The following is a 16020-nucleotide window of genomic DNA, read 5'->3' as shown; positions in this document are numbered from 1 at the left end:
CGCGGGTGGCACGCCACGCGCGGAGCGGCGCGGCACGCGCGCGACGCCCGGGGCAGGGCCGGACCGCGACGGCTACCGAGCGGTGCCGCGCACCCGGGCCACCCACGTCATCAGGTGGTAGATCACGATGGCGGCGACCGTGCCGAGCGCGATGCCGTTGAAGCTGAGGGTGCCGGCCGAGAAGGTGTAGTCGGCGATGCCGATGATCAGCGCGGTGGCCGCCGTGAACTGGTTGACCGGCTTGCTGAAGTCGACCTTGTTGTCGAGCCAGATCTTCACGCCGATGATGCCGATCAGTCCGTAGAGGGCCGTGGTGACGCCGCCGAGCACGCCCGCCGGGATGGTGTTGATGACCGCGCCGATCTTGGGGGAGAGCCCGAGCAGCACCGCGGTGATGCCGGCGACCCAGTAGGCGGCCGTGGAGTAGATGCGGGTGGCGGCCATCACGCCGATGTTCTCGCCGTAGGTGGTGGTGCCCGATCCGCCGCTGAAGCCGGCGAGCATCGTGGCCAGGCCGTCGGCCATCAGGGCGCGGCCCGTTAAACGGTTCACCTTCGCATCCGTCATCTGGGCGACGCCCTTGATGTGGCCCACGTTCTCGGCCACCAGCACCAGGACGACCGGCAGGAAGGCCGGCAGCACGCCGAGGGCGGCGGACGGATCCGCGAACGGGTTCATCGCCGCGGTGAACTGGGGCAGGCCGATCCAGGCGGCGTCACCCACACCGCTGAAATCGACCTCACCGGCCATCACGGCGGCCACGTATCCCACGATCACGCCGATGAAGATCGACAACCGGCCGAGGATGCCGCGAAACACCACGGTCGAGAGGATCACGGCGAGCAGGGTGATCAGCGCGGTGAGCGGCGCCAGCTCGAAGTTCGACTTCGCGACGGGCGCCAGGTTGAGGCCGATCAGGGCGACGATGGCCCCGGAGACCACCGGGGGCATCAGCGCGTCGATCCAGCCGGTGCCGGTGAGCTGCACGATCAGGCCGATCAGGGCCAGGAGCAGGCCGACGACGATGATGCCGAACAGGGCGCTGCCCATGCCGGCGCTGGCGGTCGCGGCGGTGATCGGCGCGATGAAGGCGAACGAGGAGCCGAGGTAGCTGGGCAGCTTGTTCTGGGTGATGACCAGGAACAGCAGGGTGCCGATGCCCGAGAAGAGCAGCGTTGTGCTGGGCGGGAAGCCGGTCAGCAGCGGCACCAGGAACGTGGCACCGAACATGGCGACGACGTGCTGGGTGCCGATCCCGATGGTCAGCGGCCAGTTCAGGCGCTCGCCGGGGCCGACGACATCCGTGGCTCCGACCGTTTTTCCGTCACCGTGCAGGGTCCAGGGCAGAGCCATGTGATTCTCGTTTCCGTGTCGTACGTACTCCCGATGGTAGTGAACAATTAGGCTCGGACGGTGAGACCATCCGTTCAGCCTGCCCGAACAGAACCCCTCTCGGTGCAGATTGAGACCGGGCGACTGGTCGGAATCCGGGTGCGTGGCGTGCGCGCGTGGCGCGGGATCCCCTACGCGGCTGCCCCGGTGGGGGAGCTCCGGTTCCGATCCCCGCGGCCGGCCGCGCCCTGGCCGGGCGAACGGGATGCGCGCGATTTCGGCCCGGTCGCCACGCAGAGCCACCGGGGCCAGTTCATCGGCGCGAAACCGACGATCCCGCAGGGCGAGGACTGCCTGAACCTCAACGTGATCGCCCCCGACGAACCGGTCGTCCCGCGGATGCTGCGGCCCGTCATGGTCTTCATCCACGGCGGCGCCTACAGCGTCGGGTCCTCGCGGGAGGTGCCCCGGCAGGGTGAGGGGCTCGTACGCCGCGGCGGCATCGTCTACGTCAGCATCAACTACCGGCTGGGGGCGCTCGGCTACCTCGACTTCAGCCGCTACTCCACGGTGGAGCGGCCGTTCGAGAGCAACCTCGGGCTGCGCGACCAGGTGGCTGCGCTCGGCTGGGTGCGGCGCAACATCCGCGCGTTCGGCGGCGACCCGGATGCCGTCACGCTCTTCGGCGAATCGGCCGGAGGCAACGCCGTGACCACCCTGATGACCGTCCCGGCCGCCGCCGGACTCTTCCAGCGCGCGATCGCGCAGAGCGCCCCGCCGAACGCCGTCTACGCCCCGGGCGTCACGGCCGAGTGGGCGGCGGACTTCGTGCGGCTGCTGGCCCGGCGCACCGGGCAGGCCGACCCGACCGGCACGACGAGCCCGCACACCGCGAACGCGCAGACGGCGATGGATGCCGCGGCCCTGCTCCTCCAGGCCGACCCGGCGCACCTGGCCGAGGCCACCAGCGACCTGACCCGGTGCGCGCCGGACCGTTACCCCGGAACGATCCCGCTCTCGCCCGTGATCGACGGCGACTTCCTGCCCGAACGGCCCCTCGACGCGTTCCGCGACGGCCGCGCCCACCGGATTCCCCTGATCATCGGCACCAACTCGCGGGAAGGTTCGCTGTTCAGCGGGCGCATCGACATCCTGGCCACGACGCCGGGGCGCATCCGTGCCGTGTTCGCGAACACCAAGAAAAAGGCGCGCACCCGTCTCCGGGCCCAGTACCCCGGGATTCCCGCGCTGCGGCCCGCCCTCGATTTCGGCGGTGACTTCTCGTTCTGGTATCCGAGCGTGCGCGTGGGTGAACGGCATTCCCGCTATGCCCCGGTGCGGTTCTACCGCTTCGACGCCGCGCCGCGTCTGGTGCGCCTGATGGGGCTCGACGCCACGCACGGCCTCGAACTGTTCCCGCTCTTCGATCGGCTCGACGGCTGGTTCGGCCGGGGGATGACCGCGCTCGGCGGGCGCCGCGACTTCCAGCGGATCGGCACCCGGATGCAGGGCTGGTGGCTCGGCTTCGCAGCCTCCGGGGTCCCGGACCCGGCCTGGCCGCTCTACGACGAGGCCGAGCGGCTGACCCTGGTCATCGACGCCGTCGACCGCGTCGAAGCCGACCCGCGCGGGGACCGCCGCCGGGCCTGGGACGCCTTCGTGCCGCACATCTGAGTCCGGCACGGCACCTCCCCAGTGCGTCCCCGCAGGCGGCGCGGAATCGGCCCGGACTCCGGGACGATAAACTGGGGAATTGAGAACAAGCTGAGTCGGACACCAGGAGCACCCCATTTCTGAAACAGAGACCCACACGCCATCCACGCCTGCCCGGAAGCCGGACACCCCGGCCGGCACGCCCGACTCCGGGCTGAAGGCCCGCCTCGATCGGTATTTCGAAATCACGCGGCGCGGCTCGACCTACGGCCGGGAGATCCGCGGCGGCCTGGTGACGTTCGTCACGATGGCCTACATCGTCATCCTGAACCCGCTCATCCTCGGCGGCTTCAGCGCCGACCAGGCCGCGGTCGACGTGGCCGGCGGATGGCTGCCCAACGGTCAGGTTGCCGCGGTCACCGCCCTCACCGCCGGCGTCATGACCATCCTCTTCGGCGCCATCGCCCGGCTGCCGTTCGGTTTCGCCGCCGGCCTCGGCATCAACTCCTTCCTGGCCGTGAGTGTGGTCGGCCAGGTGACCTGGCCCGAGGCCATGGGCCTCGTGGTCATCAACGGGCTCATCATCGTGTTGCTCGCCTCGACCGGCCTGCGCGAGCTCATCTTCAACGCCGTTCCGCGCCAGCTGAAAATCGCCATCACGGTCGGCATCGGCCTGTTCATCGCCTTCATCGGCCTGGTCGACTCCGGCTTCGTCCGTGCGAGCGGCGCCGCGTCGCCGCCCGTCCAGCTCGGCGACAACGGCTCCGTGGTGAGCCTGCCGACCGCCGTATTCGTGCTCGGCTTGATCATTCTCGGCATCCTGGTCGCCCGCAAGGTGAAGGCCGCCCTCCTGATCGGGATCGTCGCCACCACGCTGATCGCCGTGATCCTCGAGGCGATCTTCAAGGTCGGGCCGTCATTCGGGCAGAACCCCGACGGCTGGAACCTGAACGCCCCGGTGCTGCCGACATCCATCGTCTCGCTGCCCGACCTGAGCCTCATCGGTCAGGTCAGCTTCGGCGCCTTCGACCGGATCGGCATGCTGGCCGCGTCGATGCTCGTGTTCACGCTCGTGTTCACGAACTTCTTCGACGCCATGGGCACCATGACCGGCCTGGCCAACGAGGCCGAAGTGGCCGACGACAAGGGCAACTTCCCCCGCCTGAAGTCCGCCCTGATCGTGGAGGGCGTCGGCGCCGTCGTCGGCGGGGCCACCTCCGCCTCGTCGAACACGGTGTTCATCGAGTCCGGTGCCGGCATCGGCGAGGGTGCGCGAACGGGTCTGGCCAACATCGTCACCGGACTTTTGTTCCTCGCCGCCATGTTCTTCACCCCGCTCACCCAGATCGTTCCGCTCGAGGTGGCCGCGGCCGCCCTGGTGATCGTCGGGGCGATGATGGTGTCCCAGATCCGGTTCATAGACTTCTCGGAGTTCTCGATCGTGCTGCCGGTGTTCCTCACGATCATCGTGATGCCGCTGACCTATTCGATCGCCAACGGAATCGGCGCCGGCTTCATCACCTGGGTTCTGGTGCGTTCGTTCTCGGGCAAGGCGCGTGAGATCAGCCCGCTGCTCTGGGTGGTCGCGGCCGGCTTCCTGGTCTTCTTCGTGCGCGGCCCGATCGAGGTTCTGTTCGGCGCGTAACCACCGTCGGCCGGGAACCGGAAGCGAGCCCTCGCGGCTGTGTGGCGGCAGCGCTACTGTGACGCCATGCGCGTCTGGGAGCGCCGTTCCCGGAGCCGGCCGGGTCGTGCGCAGGCCGATCTGCCCGCCGGTGGGCCGGCGGGTGGGTCCGAGGATCCAGCGGTCCGGCGTGACCGCACCCTCGCCGACCGGGACTGGACGGTGCTGCCGGCCGGAAGCCGCGCCTTCTCGTTCCCGGCGCCGAGCGGTCCGCTCGCCGCGTTCGAGCTGGGCGCCCCGGCCGCCGCTCGAATCCTGCTGCTGCCCGGCGCGACCGGCTCGAAGGAAGACTTCGTGCTGCTGGCACCGCTGTTAGCCGACGCCGGCTTCCTGGTGCAGAGCCACGACCTGGCCGGGCAATACCAGTCGAACACGGCCGGCCCCGGCGGCACCGACCCCTGGGACTACGCCCTGTTCGTGGCCGACCTGATCGCGTTCCTCGAAGCAGGGGCCACCCCGGTGCACGTGCTCGGCTATTCGTTCGCCGGGATCGTCGCCGAGCTGGCCCTCGCCGAACGCCCCGAGCTTTTCGCGAGCCTGGTCCTGCTGGGTGTGCCGCCGCAGCCCGGCCAGGCGTTCCGCCGGGTGCGCTGGATCGGCCCGCTGAGCCGGGTGCTCTCACCGAGGCAGATCGCGGGGCTGACCATCTGGGGCATCGTCTCCAACGTGAACCGGGTGCCTCCCGGCCGGCTCGCCCTCGTGCGGCGGCGGTTCAACGTCACGAACCGGCACAGCGTCGACGAGATGGTCGGGCTGATGAAACGGATGCCCGACCTGCGTGCCCTGCTCCGGCGAACGCCTATCCCGTGCCTCGTTGCCGTCGGCGACAGGGACGTCTGGCCCGTTCACCTGCATCGGGAGTTCGCCCGCCGGATCGGGGCCGACATCCGGGTGTACCGCACCGGCCACAGTCCGTGCGAGACCACCCCGCACCAGCTGGCGCGCGACCTGCTCGCGCTCTACCGGTAGCGGGCTGACCGGCCCGGGGCAGGGTCAGCGCCCGATCCGGGAGCGCTGGACCCGCTTGATCCCGGCCCGGTGGAGCCGCATCGCGGACCGGGTGGCGTGCCGGCGCCACGGGTTGTCCGCCGGCCAGTCCAACAGGAACGTGCGCCCTCCCCACCGCGCCCGGCGGGCGAAGCCGCTCCAGGTCTCGAAGGGACGGCCCGAGATGGCGACGCGCAGGGTGGGGTCGTACCGCACTTTCACGACCGGGCTCAGGTTCAGGCTCAGATCGAGGTCGTCGTGGATATCGTCGCGGTCGCGGTGAACCCGGAGGCGGGCCTCCAGCCACACTTCCCGGCGCATGGCGAAATTCGACCCGAACACCGGGCGGTGGCCCAGCCAGAACAGCGTCCAGAAGAAATAGCCGCCGATATAGAAGGTCCCGCCCAACCAGGCCACGAGGGGGCTGCAGTCGTAGAAGTCGCCGGGGCCGGTGACCATGTCCGTCCGGGGGGACTCCGCCAGGGCGGACTCGATCCGCGCCAGCCAATCGGCCGGCGGAACGGAGTCGGCGTCGAGACGGGCGATCACGTCGCCGGATGCCGCGTCGTAGCCGGCCGCCGCCGCCGGCCAGATGCCCCGCTGCGGTGCCCGCACGACCCGGGCGCCGCCGGCGAGTGCGACCTCCGCCGAGGCATCCGTGCTCGCATTGTCGACGACGATCACCTCGTCGGCTGCGCGGTGCTGCCGGGCCAGAGCCGCGAGACAGTTTTCCAGGAACGCAGCGTCGTTGTAGCAGGGGATCACGACGGAGATCGTCGTCATGGCCTCCTGCCTCCTGATCCGAGTGCGGCCGTCGTGCTGTTCCTGCAGCGTGCGTCCACGGTCAGATCGCCCGGCAGTGTGTGGTCAGGAATCCGATCCTGTCGATGGTGATCGTGACGGTCGAGCCGTCCTGCAGGAACACCGGCGGCTTGCGGCTGTAGCCGGCGCCGCCCGGGCTGCCGGTGGAGATCAGCGTGCCCGGCAGCAGGGTCGACGTGCTGGAGAGGTAGGAGATGATCTCGGCGACCGAGCGCACCATGTCGCCGCTCGAGGCATCCTGCAGGATGCGGCCGTCGACATGGGTGGTCAGCCGCAGGTCCTGCGGGTCGGCGATCTCGTCGGCCGTGATGACGACCGGCCCGGTGGGCGTGAAACCGTCGAAGGACTTGCATCGCGACCACTGCGCCTCGGAGAACTGCAGGTCGCGGGCCGTGATGTCGTTGACGACCGTGTAGCCGAAGACGTGGTCGAGGGCGTCCGCCACCGACACCTGGTGGGCGGCCTTGCCGATGATCACGCCGAGCTCGGCCTCGTAGTCGACCTGGCTGGTCAGATCGGTCGGCCAGGTGATTGTGGACTCGTGCCCGGTGAGCGAGTTGGGCCAGAGCGAGAACACGGTCGCGGCCGTCTCGACGCGCAGTTTCAGCTCGGAGGAGTGGGCGGCGTAGTTGGCGCCGATCGCGATGATCTGTGGCGGACGCAGCACGGCCGACGAGTAGCGCAGCTCGGCGAGCGGGGTGAGCGTGGCTCCCTGCGCGGCGGCATTCAGGCTCAGGGCCCGTACCCGGTTGTACTCGTCGGCACCCTTCTCGATCATGTCCTGCAGATCGCGTGGTGCCTCGTCCAGGATCTCGTCGAGGAACAAGGCGGCGTCATCGAAGACGGCGGCGAGACGCGGAGTGGATTGACCTTCAACTCTGAGGTGGGCGAATTTCACCTGTTCAGGCTATCTGGCCGACGACGGGTCGGAATGCCGCGCGCCACAGGTGCATGCCGGCGTAGCTGCGCCACGGCGCCCAGGCGGCGCCGTGGCGGCCGAGTTGCCGGGCCTCCCCGGGCAGGCCGAGCCGCCCGGCACCCTGCCGCAGGGCCAGGTCGGTGGTCAGCAGGATGTCCGGGCTGCCCAGCACACGCAGGGCCACGTAGCCGGCCGTCCACGGTCCGATCCCGGCCAGGGCGGTCAGGCGGGACTCGAGATCCTCCCGGGTCTGCCCGTAGGAAAGCACCAGAGCGCCGGAATTGAGCGCCTCCGCCACCCGGATGATCGCGTCGATGCGGGCGGCCGGTCCGCGGAGGACGCCACGCCCCTCGGCCGCGATCCGCTCCGCGGTGGGGAACAACCGGGTGAGGGGCGCGGGGCCGGGGGTGCTGCCGCCGTCACCTGCACCCGGGAACAGGCCGTCACCTGCACCCGGGAACAGCTCGTCGCCGAGCGCCGCGGCCAGCCGGGTGAGCGCCGTACGGGCGGAGGCCACCGAGACCTGCTGGCCGATGAGTGCACGGAACAGGGTCTCCTCCGGGTCCATGCTGCCCGGCACGCGGATGCCGGGGGTGGCCGCGACCCCGGCCGCAAGATGCGGGTCCCGCCCGAGCGCGAGGTCGATCGCGCGGGAGTCCGCGTCCAGGTCGAGCAGGCGTCGCACCCGGCTGACCAGCGGCGCGAGGTCGGCGAGGCTGGTCAGCCGGGCGCGGCAGGCGACGGCCGGCGCGTCCACCGTTCCCGACAGGGTCAGCTCCACCGTCGCGGGGCCGGCCGGCAGGCGCAGCGTGCGCGCGTAGCGGACATCCGTCGCCTGCTCCACCCCGGCCAGGCTTCGCGCCGCCAGGAACCGCAGCACCCCCACCCCGTCGAACGGCGCCCGCGCCGGCAGCTGCAGGTCGATCCCCGTCCCGATCCCGCCCCCACCCCCTGCCCGGACGTCCTCATCTCCGCGAAGCGACTGCCGACCGATGGAACGGGAGCGGCGCAGCTCGGTGGGAGTGCGCTCGTAGACGGCCACGATGGTGTCGTTGAACTGGCGCACGCTGCCGAAACCGGCGGCGAACGCGACCTCGGTGATCGGGACATCCGTGCGGGAGAGCAGCAGGCGGGCGGTCTGCGCACGGTGGGCCCTGGCAAGCGCGAGCGGGCCGGCGCCCAGCTCGGACACCAGCACGCGGCTGAGGTGGCGTTCGCTGTAGCCGAGGCGTCGGGCGAGACCGGGCACCCCGTCCCGCTCGACCGTGCCGTCGCTGATCAGGCGCATCGCGCGGGCGGCGAGGTCGTCACGGATGTCCCAGTCCGGCGACCCGGGGACGGCGTCGGGCAGACAGCGTTTGCACGCCCGCAGCCCGGCCTCATGCGCGGCCGCGCTGGTCAGGTAGAACGACACATTGGCCGGCTTCGGTGTGGCCGCCGGGCAGCTGGGGCGGCAGTAGATCCCGGTGGAGTGCACGCCCGTGATGAACTGCCCGTCGAAGCGGGAGTCCCGGGAGCACATGGCCCGGTACCGCTCGGCGAAGACCGGATCGAGGCCGTCAGGAGGGGTGGACACCGGTCCAGCCTGTCACGGTGGGCCCGGGCGCACCAGCGGGAATCGGCCATCCCCGGGGCGCCACGGCCTAGGACGGCACGTCCCCGGCACGCGGTCCGGGGCCGGTCCGGCAGGCTGCCCGGTACTCTGGGCGGATGACCGCACTGGAACGCCTCACGGCCGAACTCGGCCCCCACGTCAGCGTCGATCCGCGCCACCTCGCGGCGGTTCGGGCCGACAAGTCGGGCTGGGTGGCCCCGGGGATGCCGCTCGCGGTGGTGTCTGCGGCATCCGTCGAGCAGGTGCAGGCCACGCTGCGCATCGCAACCGAGTTCCGCGTGCCGGTGGTCACTCGGGGTGCCGGAACGGGCCTGGCCGGGGGAGCGTGCGGCACGAACGGGGCCATCGTGCTGAGCGTCGAGCGGATGAACCGCATCCTGTCGATCCAGCCCGAGGACGAGCTGGCCGTGGTCGAGCCCGGCGTGCTGAACGGCGACCTCAACACGGCACTCTCCGCGCACGGGCTGTGGTTCGCGCCCGACCCGGCCAGCCGGGCTTTTTCCACGGTCGGCGGCAACATCGCCACGAACGCGGGCGGGCTGCTCTGCGCCAAGTACGGCGTCACCCGGGAGGCGGTGCTGGCCCTGACGGTGGTGCTCGCCGACGGGAGCCTGCTTGAGACCGGGCACCGCACCGTGAAGGGCGTCACCGGCTACGACCTGACCGCGCTGCTCACCGGCTCGGAGGGCACCCTCGGCGTGATCGTCCAGGCCACCGTGCGGGCGCGCGCCATCACGCCGGGCGAGACGGTGACGATCGGCGCAACGTTCCCGGACGTGGCCCAGGCGGCCGCGGCATCCACGCTGCTGACGGCGGCCCGGCTGCGCCCGGCCGTGATGGAGCTCATCGACCCGGTGGCCCTGGCCCTGATCGTGGCGCACCTCGGGCCGCACCTCTCCCAGGGGGTGCCGGCCGGGGGAGCGTTCCTGCTGGTGCAGACGGATGGCCCCGCGAGCCGGGCCGAGGCGGACCAGGCCGTGGCCGTGCTGCGGGCCGCGGGCGGGGCGGTGCGCGTCTCCACCGACGCCGAATCCGCCGATCGGCTGCTGGCCGTGCGGCGGGCCGCGCACCCGGCGCTGGCCGCCCACGGCGACGTTCTGATCGAGGACGTCTGCGTGCCCCGGTCCCGGCTCGCCGAGATGTTCGAGCGGATCGCCGAGATCAGCGCGCGCACGGGCCTGCCCATTCCCACGGTGGCCCACGCCGGCGACGGCAACCTGCATCCGAACTTCCTGATCCCGTTCGATCCGGCCCGGGGCAGTGCGGCGCCGGTCGTGCCGGAGCAGGTCTGGGCTGCGGCCGGCGAACTCTTCCGGGCCGCGCTCGAACTCGGCGGCACCCTCACCGGCGAGCACGGGGTCGGCGTGCTCAAACGGCGGTGGCTGGCCGAGGAGCTCGGCGACACGGGATTCGACCTGCAACGTCGGATCAAGGAGGTTTTCGACCCGCTGGGCATCCTGAACCCGGGCACGATGTTCGAGCCGAAAGCACGCCGCTAGTCTGTTGGGCATGACCGAAGAGCCGACCCCGGCGCACGCCGCCGCCGCCCCGCACGACCATCCGGCCGGAACCCGGCCTGCTCCGGTGCAGCCCGCGGCCCAGCCGGTGGAACCCGTCTGGACCGCACCCGTGCGGCGAACCCCGGCGGGCATCGTCATCCTCACCGTCGCCGGCCTCGTCATCGGGGGCGCCGCCTTGCTGCTGGTGTTCGTCTACCTGGCCACCTTCCTCGGTGGCGGCACGCTGCTGGTCGGCCTCATCCTGGCCCTCATCCCGCTGCTCGGCATCCTGCTTGCGGTGCGCTGGATCGACCGTTGGGAGCCGGAGCCGCGCCCGGCCCTCTGGTTCGCGTTCCTCTGGGGAGCCGGCGTCTCCGTCGTGACCGCGTTGCTCTTCGACCTGGGCGTGCAGCTGGCCCGGGCCGGCACCGGTCTCGTCGCAACGGATGACGGTTACGCCGCCGCCGTCTTGCAGGCCCCCCTCGTCGAGGAGGCCGCCAAGGGCGCCGGGGTGCTGCTGCTCTTCTGGGTGCTGCGCCGCCGATTCGACGGTCCGGTCGATGGCGTGGTCTACGCCGCGACCATTGCCGCCGGTTTCGCCTTCTCCGAGAACATCCAGTATTTCGGTGTGGCGATGCTGGAGGGCGGTGCCGGGAACCTGGGCTTCACGTTCCTGGTGCGCGGGGTGTTGTCGCCCTTCGCGCATGTCATGTTCACCGCCTGCATCGGTATCGCGTGCGGCCTGGCGGTCCGATTCCGGCCGCTCGCGGCCGTCGCCACCATCCTGCTCGGATTCGCCGCTGCGATCTTCCTGCACTTCGTCTGGAACGGGGCGTTCTACCTGGTCGAGAGCGACTCGCTGGTGGTGTACTACCTCGCCGTGCAGGTGCCTCTGTTCCTCGCCGCGATCGTGGTTGTGGTGCTGCTGCGGCGCCAGGAGGAACGCGTCACGGTACTCCGGTTGCGCGAGTATGCCGCGGCCGGCTGGTTCAGCCTGGCCGAGGTCGGCATGCTCGCCACCCGCGACGGTCGAAGGCAGGCCCGCGGCTGGGCCGCGCGGCAGCCGCAGACCAGGAAACAGGCGATGCACCACTTCATCCACAACTCCACCCGCCTCGCCTTCGCCCGCCAGCGCATGCTGAACGGCACGGCCGCGAACGTCGACCGTGCCGATGAGACCGAGCTGCTCGGGCTGATCCAACGCGACCGTGCCGGCGTGATCAACTGACCCGCCGCTGACCACTGCCACACAAGGACTCGCCGTCCCGGTGGTGTGGCAGTGCCGACAACTCTCCCGGGGCGGCGAGTTCTGCTCCCATGGTGCCCCCGGCGCCCGCGTTCGCGCAAGGGGGAATTTTCAGCGTGCGGGCGAGCGCGCAATCCGATTGGATAGAGGAATGACTGATTTGAATAGCAAACCCGAACTCGACGCCCCGGAGGGCCCCGCGCCCACCGAACTGACCATCACCGACATCGTGGTTGGCGAGGGTGCCGAGGCAACCCCCGGCGCCACCGTCAACGTGCACTACCTCGGCGTCGCCTACGACACCGGAGACGAATTCGACTCCTCCTGGAGCCGCGGGCAGTCGATCAACTTCCCGCTGGGCCAGCTCATCGCCGGCTGGCAGCAGGGCATCCCCGGAATGAAGGTCGGCGGCCGCCGCAAGCTGGTCGTTCCGCCGCACCTGGCCTACGGACCTGCCGGCGGAGGACACCAGCTCTCCGGCCAGACCCTGATCTTCGTGATCGACCTGCTCGGCACTCGCTAACCACCCGCATTCACACAAGCGCGTGCGGGTCGTCGCGCGAATCGTGCTCCGCTACGAATCGTGTTCGATTCGCACGTGCTTGATCCGGGAGGTGTGGCCGCGCACGATGGCCACCGCGCTCCGGGACACCCCGAAGTGCTTGGCCGGCAGCGTCACCAGCGCATCGTTGGCGGCCCCCTCGACGGCGAGCTGCTGCAGGAACACGGTGAGTGCGGCATCCGTCGGAGCATGGGGCGTGTCGTCGTCCGGCCCCTGGCCCGGCTCGTCCACGGTGACCAGAGGCTCTCTGCTGCTGCCGGGCTTCACATGCACCGTTCGGGTCACGCCGGACCTCCTGGAATATAGTTTCCTCCAACAGCGCTAGTGGGCGGAGTCGACTTCATGATCTCAATCGAAAGTGCGCGGGCCCTGGCCGACGCCGGGTTGCGCTGGCACCCCGTCTCCGGTGATGCCTTCCGGATCGAACGCTCCGGCTTCGAAAGCGACGTGTTCACGGTCAGTGACATGACCATCGAGCCGCACGAGTTCGACACGGGAACCATCCTCGGCTTCAACGGCACCACCGAGTGGGCCCTGGATTCGCTGGCCCTGGAGGATGCGCTGTGGATGCCGCGTGAGGACCAGTTGCGTGCCCTGCTGCGGAGCACCTTCCGGTCGCTCACCCGGCAGGGCGAGGACCGCTACCGGGTCACGGTCGAGCTGAACGGGTCGCCGCATTCTTTCGACGCCGCCGAACCCGCGGATGCCTACGGCGACGCGCTCCTCCGCCTGATCGGTCTGTCCGCCGACTCCCCGGACTGACCCCGCCACGCTGCGGAGGGGCTGCGCGCGCCGCCTCGCGCGCGTGGCGCTCCCCTCCGTCGTGGCGCAGCGCAGGGAAGCGGGCGCACGGTAGAACGTGCGCCGGCCTCCAGAGGGTGCGCCGCGACCGTCGAACCGGTCGAGGCCGCGTCGGCTAGTACCGGTCGGGTTCCGGGCCGAGCTGGAACCGGCGGCCGCTAACCGCTGTCGGGACGATCTCGACGTAGATGTACTTCAGGGTCGGGATCAACGGGCGCAGCGGCAGCTGATCTGCGGCCTCGATCTCGGTCTCCTTCTCGAGAACGCGGGCCTCTCCCCGGACCACGACGCTCCAGGCCTCGCTCCGGCCGACGCCGTCGGTCTCGAAGGCGACCCGGTTGTTCACCGTGAGCTCGAGGAGCTTCGTGCCCTCGGCGGTGCGGAAAACGAGGCGTTTGTCCGATGCGATGAAGTTCACCGGGTAAATGTCCGGCTCACCGGAAATGCTCAGCGCGAGCCGTCCGAAACTGGACGAGATCAGGAGATCCCAGCATTCATCCTCGGTAAGGTGCTGAACCGGATTCAGATCGTTGGTTTCCATGACTCATAGTCCCACGCGGCCCGGCCCAGCGCGAACCGGTGCCGGGTGCAAAAAAACGTGCCGACCACCCGAGGGAGGTCGGCACGTTTTCGAGCCGTTCAGTGAACCGGATCAGTCCCGACGGACGGGGCGTGCGGTGCGTCGCACAGCCAGCAGCGCGCCGAGTCCGAGGAGCAGGGCGCCTGCAGCCACGGAGATCAGCAGCGGAGCCGACTCGACACCGGTCGCGGCAAGCTCGGGAGCGGCCAGCACCGTGTCGACGGGCGCGGGCAGGGCCGTTTCGGTCGGTGTCGGCGTCGGGGTGGGTGTCGGGGTCGACGTGACCTCCGCCGCTTCCATGATCGTGTTCAGCTCGGTCGCGCACTCGACGGTCGAGCCGCCGCCGTTGCTGGAGTAGTTGCACTGGTTCACGGTGATGGGAACTTCATTCGTCACAGTCGCCGAGGGGTTGACCCGGCAGTGGACGTCGGCTCCGCCGCCGTTGCCCGAGTTGTTGCACTGGTCGATGGGAGCGCCGGTGGTGTTCTGGAGGGGCACGCAATCGAGTTCCGTGGTGGCTCCGGAGCCGACGCACTGGTTGACCGTGGCCGGGTAGTCCGTGGTCGCGCCGGTGATGTGGTTGTTGATGGTCACCGTGCAGATGGTGTTGCCGCCGCCGACGTTGATCGCGCCGTTGCACTGATCGACGGACCTGATCAGCTCAGTGGAGTTCACGACGGTCGCTGCGGGGAGCGGAACCTCGGTGTTCGCCTTGTGCACGCTGACGACGGTGCTGGTGGTCGACCGGGTCGCGCCGGTGGCCAGATCGAGATAATTGTCGATCGTGACGCTGCACTCGACGGCACCGGTGCCACCGTCGACTCCGGCCACGTCGTTGCACTGTTCGACCGTGCCGTCGACCGGAGCCGCCGCAGCGGGCGCCAGGGGCGAAGCGGTCAGGACGAAGGCCGACAGGACGAGACCGAGGGCCACCGCAATGGAACGGTTGAGTGCAGATGAACGAAGAAAAGAACGTGAAGATTCAACAGCCAGCAGATTAGCGATGGAGGCCCCCTTTATTGGGGCAATTCTAACAGTCGATTCTCAGGCCCCAGGACGCCGAGGGGGTCAGCGGCCCTCGTTCACGGTTCTGACCCGGTCAATAAGTTCTTGCCACGGCCCGAAAACCTGCTGTTCGCCGAGCACGACCTCGTGCGGGGCGCAGCGGATGCGGTACACGAACCGGTCGGGCTGCGGGGCCGCCGCCGACACCTCGTCCCATGGCAGCCCGGCGAGCAGGTCCGCCCAGGCGGAGCGGTCGGGTTGGTCGTCCACCTGGACCTCCCAGGTGGTGCGGAGGCCGGCGAAGCCACCGCTGCGCGAGACGACGACCTTCATGGGGCCGATGTTACTCCGGCCGGGTGAGTGGATTGAACCCGGTGCCGGCCCCACCCTCCGACCCGGTGCCGGTCCTCGAACCGAAGCCGGTGCCAAGCCCGCCGCCGAGGCCGACGGCGGTCCAGCCGGCGATCACCGCGTCGTGTTCGCGGGATCCGGCTCCGTGGCGCGCGACCGCGGCCCTCGAGGTTGCCCGGGCGAATCCGGCGAAGTCCACGGCGCGGCCGAGTGTGCCGGAGGTGAGGGTGTCGAACCAGATCTGGCCGGCCGTCTCCCAGGCGTTGCCGCCGAGGGCGGTGGCCACGAGATAGAACGCCCGGTTCGGAATGCCGGAGTTCAGGTGCACACCGCCGTTGTCGTCCTCGGTTTCGATGTAACCGGCCATGTCCGCAGGTTGCGGGTCTTTGCCGAGCACATCGTCGTTATACGCGGTGCCGGGCGCCTTCAGCGAGCGTAACGCGTCCCCCTGCACCTGGTCGGTGAAGAGCCCCTCGCCGATCAGCCAACCGGCCTCGGCGGCGGACTGGCCCAAAGATCGCTGCTCCACCAGGGACCCGAACACATCCGACAGGGATTCGTTGATCGCGCCCGACTGCCCCTCGTAGGCGAGGTTGGCCGTGAACTGGGTCACCCCGTGTGTGAGCTCGTGCCCGATCACGGTCAGCGACGAGGTGAAACGGTTGAAGACCAGGCCGTCTCCGTCGCCGAACACCATGCGCTCGCCGTCCCAGAACGCGTTGTCGTACTTGCGCCCGTAGTGCACGGTCGCTTCGAGCGACAGCCCACGGTCGTCGATCGAGTCCCGCCCGAACACGTCCCAGAACAGGGAATGCGTGTCCCCGAGCCCATCCCAGGCCTCGTTGACCGCAAGGTCGGCCCCGGCCGGCTGCTCCGCGCGGCGGACCAGCCGGCCCGGCAGGCGCTCCAGGCCGGCGGCATCAGACACGGCCCGGTCGAGGCGGCCGCGCACCCGCGCCACCCC

16 protein-coding genes are annotated in these 16020 nt (G+C 70.2%); 7 read left to right on the top strand and 9 right to left on the bottom strand.

All coding sequences use genetic code 11. The annotated features are described in order from the left end of the window. Positions 1 to 72: 72 nt before the first annotated feature. Positions 73 to 1353, bottom strand: coding sequence for a uracil-xanthine permease family protein (locus tag E3T23_RS02960; RefSeq protein WP_134368923.1), 1281 nt, complete (start codon positions 1351 to 1353; stop codon positions 73 to 75). Positions 1354 to 1413: 60 nt separating this feature from the next. Here E3T23_RS02960 and E3T23_RS02955 point away from each other — a divergent pair, with 60 nt between their 5' ends. The 3 genes from E3T23_RS02955 (at position 1414) to E3T23_RS02945 (ending at position 5638) form a co-directional block, all read left to right on the top strand. Next, positions 1414 to 3006 (top strand): carboxylesterase/lipase family protein, encoded by a 1593-nt coding sequence (locus E3T23_RS02955; protein WP_134368922.1) that lies wholly within the window; start codon positions 1414 to 1416, stop codon positions 3004 to 3006. A 115-nt stretch (positions 3007 to 3121) separates the two neighbouring features. Beyond that, entirely contained in the window at positions 3122 to 4630 is a 1509-nt protein-coding gene (locus E3T23_RS02950; protein ID WP_134368921.1) for an NCS2 family permease, read from the top strand. 66 nt (positions 4631 to 4696) lie between these two features. Beyond that, complete coding sequence (locus tag E3T23_RS02945; protein ID WP_134368920.1) at positions 4697 to 5638, top strand: alpha/beta fold hydrolase; 942 nt, start codon at positions 4697 to 4699, stop codon at positions 5636 to 5638. A gap of 24 nt (positions 5639 to 5662) precedes the next feature. Here E3T23_RS02945 and E3T23_RS02940 read toward each other — a convergent pair whose 3' ends face one another. From E3T23_RS02940 to E3T23_RS02930, 3 genes are all read right to left on the bottom strand, one after another. Continuing rightward, positions 5663 to 6439, bottom strand: coding sequence for a glycosyltransferase family 2 protein (locus E3T23_RS02940; RefSeq protein ID WP_134368919.1), 777 nt, complete (start codon positions 6437 to 6439; stop codon positions 5663 to 5665). A 61-nt stretch (positions 6440 to 6500) separates the two neighbouring features. Next, complete coding sequence (locus E3T23_RS02935; protein WP_174843831.1) at positions 6501 to 7376, bottom strand: fumarylacetoacetate hydrolase family protein; 876 nt, start codon at positions 7374 to 7376, stop codon at positions 6501 to 6503. A 4-nt stretch (positions 7377 to 7380) separates the two neighbouring features. Then, positions 7381 to 8973: a DNA-3-methyladenine glycosylase 2 family protein gene (locus tag E3T23_RS02930; RefSeq protein WP_255570618.1), complete on the bottom strand. Its 1593-nt coding sequence runs from the start codon at positions 8971 to 8973 to the stop codon at positions 7381 to 7383. 134 nt (positions 8974 to 9107) lie between these two features. Here E3T23_RS02930 and E3T23_RS02925 point away from each other — a divergent pair, with 134 nt between their 5' ends. From E3T23_RS02925 to E3T23_RS02915, 3 genes are all read left to right on the top strand, one after another. Next, positions 9108 to 10511 carry an FAD-binding oxidoreductase gene (locus E3T23_RS02925; RefSeq protein ID WP_134368918.1) on the top strand — a complete coding sequence of 468 codons (1404 nt, stop codon included), beginning with the start codon at positions 9108 to 9110 and terminating at the stop codon, positions 10509 to 10511. 10 nt (positions 10512 to 10521) lie between these two features. Then, positions 10522 to 11739, top strand: a complete 1218-nt coding sequence (locus E3T23_RS02920; RefSeq protein WP_134368917.1) for a PrsW family intramembrane metalloprotease — start codon at positions 10522 to 10524, stop codon at positions 11737 to 11739. Positions 11740 to 11908: 169 nt separating this feature from the next. After that, positions 11909 to 12280 carry an FKBP-type peptidyl-prolyl cis-trans isomerase gene (locus E3T23_RS02915; protein WP_134368916.1) on the top strand — a complete coding sequence of 124 codons (372 nt, stop codon included), beginning with the start codon at positions 11909 to 11911 and terminating at the stop codon, positions 12278 to 12280. A gap of 51 nt (positions 12281 to 12331) precedes the next feature. On the opposite strand, the gene E3T23_RS02910 is transcribed toward E3T23_RS02915, so the two are convergent. After that, the gene (locus tag E3T23_RS02910; protein ID WP_134368915.1) at positions 12332 to 12604 is read right to left on the bottom strand and encodes a DUF167 domain-containing protein; all 273 of its coding nucleotides are present in this window, start codon (positions 12602 to 12604) and stop codon (positions 12332 to 12334) included. Between the two features lie 57 nt (positions 12605 to 12661). Between E3T23_RS02910 and E3T23_RS02905 the strand changes: the two genes are divergently transcribed. Further along, entirely contained in the window at positions 12662 to 13081 is a 420-nt protein-coding gene (locus E3T23_RS02905; RefSeq protein WP_134368914.1) for a hypothetical protein, read from the top strand. Between the two features lie 154 nt (positions 13082 to 13235). Here E3T23_RS02905 and E3T23_RS02900 read toward each other — a convergent pair whose 3' ends face one another. The 4 genes from E3T23_RS02900 to E3T23_RS02885 all read right to left on the bottom strand — a co-directional run. Further along, positions 13236 to 13661 carry a pyridoxamine 5'-phosphate oxidase family protein gene (locus E3T23_RS02900; protein WP_134368913.1) on the bottom strand — a complete coding sequence of 142 codons (426 nt, stop codon included), beginning with the start codon at positions 13659 to 13661 and terminating at the stop codon, positions 13236 to 13238. Between the two features lie 111 nt (positions 13662 to 13772). Continuing rightward, positions 13773 to 14633 carry a hypothetical protein gene (locus E3T23_RS02895; protein WP_134368912.1) on the bottom strand — a complete coding sequence of 287 codons (861 nt, stop codon included), beginning with the start codon at positions 14631 to 14633 and terminating at the stop codon, positions 13773 to 13775. A 135-nt stretch (positions 14634 to 14768) separates the two neighbouring features. Further along, the gene (locus E3T23_RS02890) at positions 14769 to 15038 is read right to left on the bottom strand and encodes a protealysin inhibitor emfourin (RefSeq protein ID WP_134368911.1); all 270 of its coding nucleotides are present in this window, start codon (positions 15036 to 15038) and stop codon (positions 14769 to 14771) included. A gap of 10 nt (positions 15039 to 15048) precedes the next feature. Next, positions 15049 to 16020 (bottom strand): M4 family metallopeptidase (locus tag E3T23_RS02885; RefSeq protein WP_134368910.1); only part of this gene is annotated, 972 nt, incomplete at its 5' end.

Source organism: Cryobacterium cheniae (genome assembly GCF_004403395.1).
Lineage (GTDB): Bacteria > Actinomycetota > Actinomycetes > Actinomycetales > Microbacteriaceae > Cryobacterium > Cryobacterium cheniae.
Note: the sequence above shows the minus strand (reverse complement) of the source record. Positions and strands in the feature narration are given on the sequence as shown.

Excerpts from the sequence above, each read along its gene's own strand:
- E3T23_RS02945 (WP_134368920.1), top strand. The coding sequence starts at position 4,697 with ATGCGCGTCTGGGAGCGCCGTTCCCGGAGCCGGCCGGGTCGTGCGCAG.
- E3T23_RS02960 (WP_134368923.1), bottom strand. The coding sequence starts at position 1,353 with ATGGCTCTGCCCTGGACCCTGCACGGTGACGGAAAAACGGTCGGAGCC.
- E3T23_RS02915 (WP_134368916.1), top strand. The coding sequence starts at position 11,909 with ATGACTGATTTGAATAGCAAACCCGAACTCGACGCCCCGGAGGGCCCC.
- E3T23_RS02900 (WP_134368913.1), bottom strand. The coding sequence starts at position 13,661 with ATGGAAACCAACGATCTGAATCCGGTTCAGCACCTTACCGAGGATGAA.
- E3T23_RS02940 (WP_134368919.1), bottom strand. The coding sequence starts at position 6,439 with ATGACGACGATCTCCGTCGTGATCCCCTGCTACAACGACGCTGCGTTC.
- E3T23_RS02920 (WP_134368917.1), top strand. The coding sequence starts at position 10,522 with ATGACCGAAGAGCCGACCCCGGCGCACGCCGCCGCCGCCCCGCACGAC.
- E3T23_RS02890 (WP_134368911.1), bottom strand. The coding sequence starts at position 15,038 with ATGAAGGTCGTCGTCTCGCGCAGCGGTGGCTTCGCCGGCCTCCGCACC.
- E3T23_RS02925 (WP_134368918.1), top strand. The coding sequence starts at position 9,108 with ATGACCGCACTGGAACGCCTCACGGCCGAACTCGGCCCCCACGTCAGC.
- E3T23_RS02905 (WP_134368914.1), top strand. The coding sequence starts at position 12,662 with ATGATCTCAATCGAAAGTGCGCGGGCCCTGGCCGACGCCGGGTTGCGC.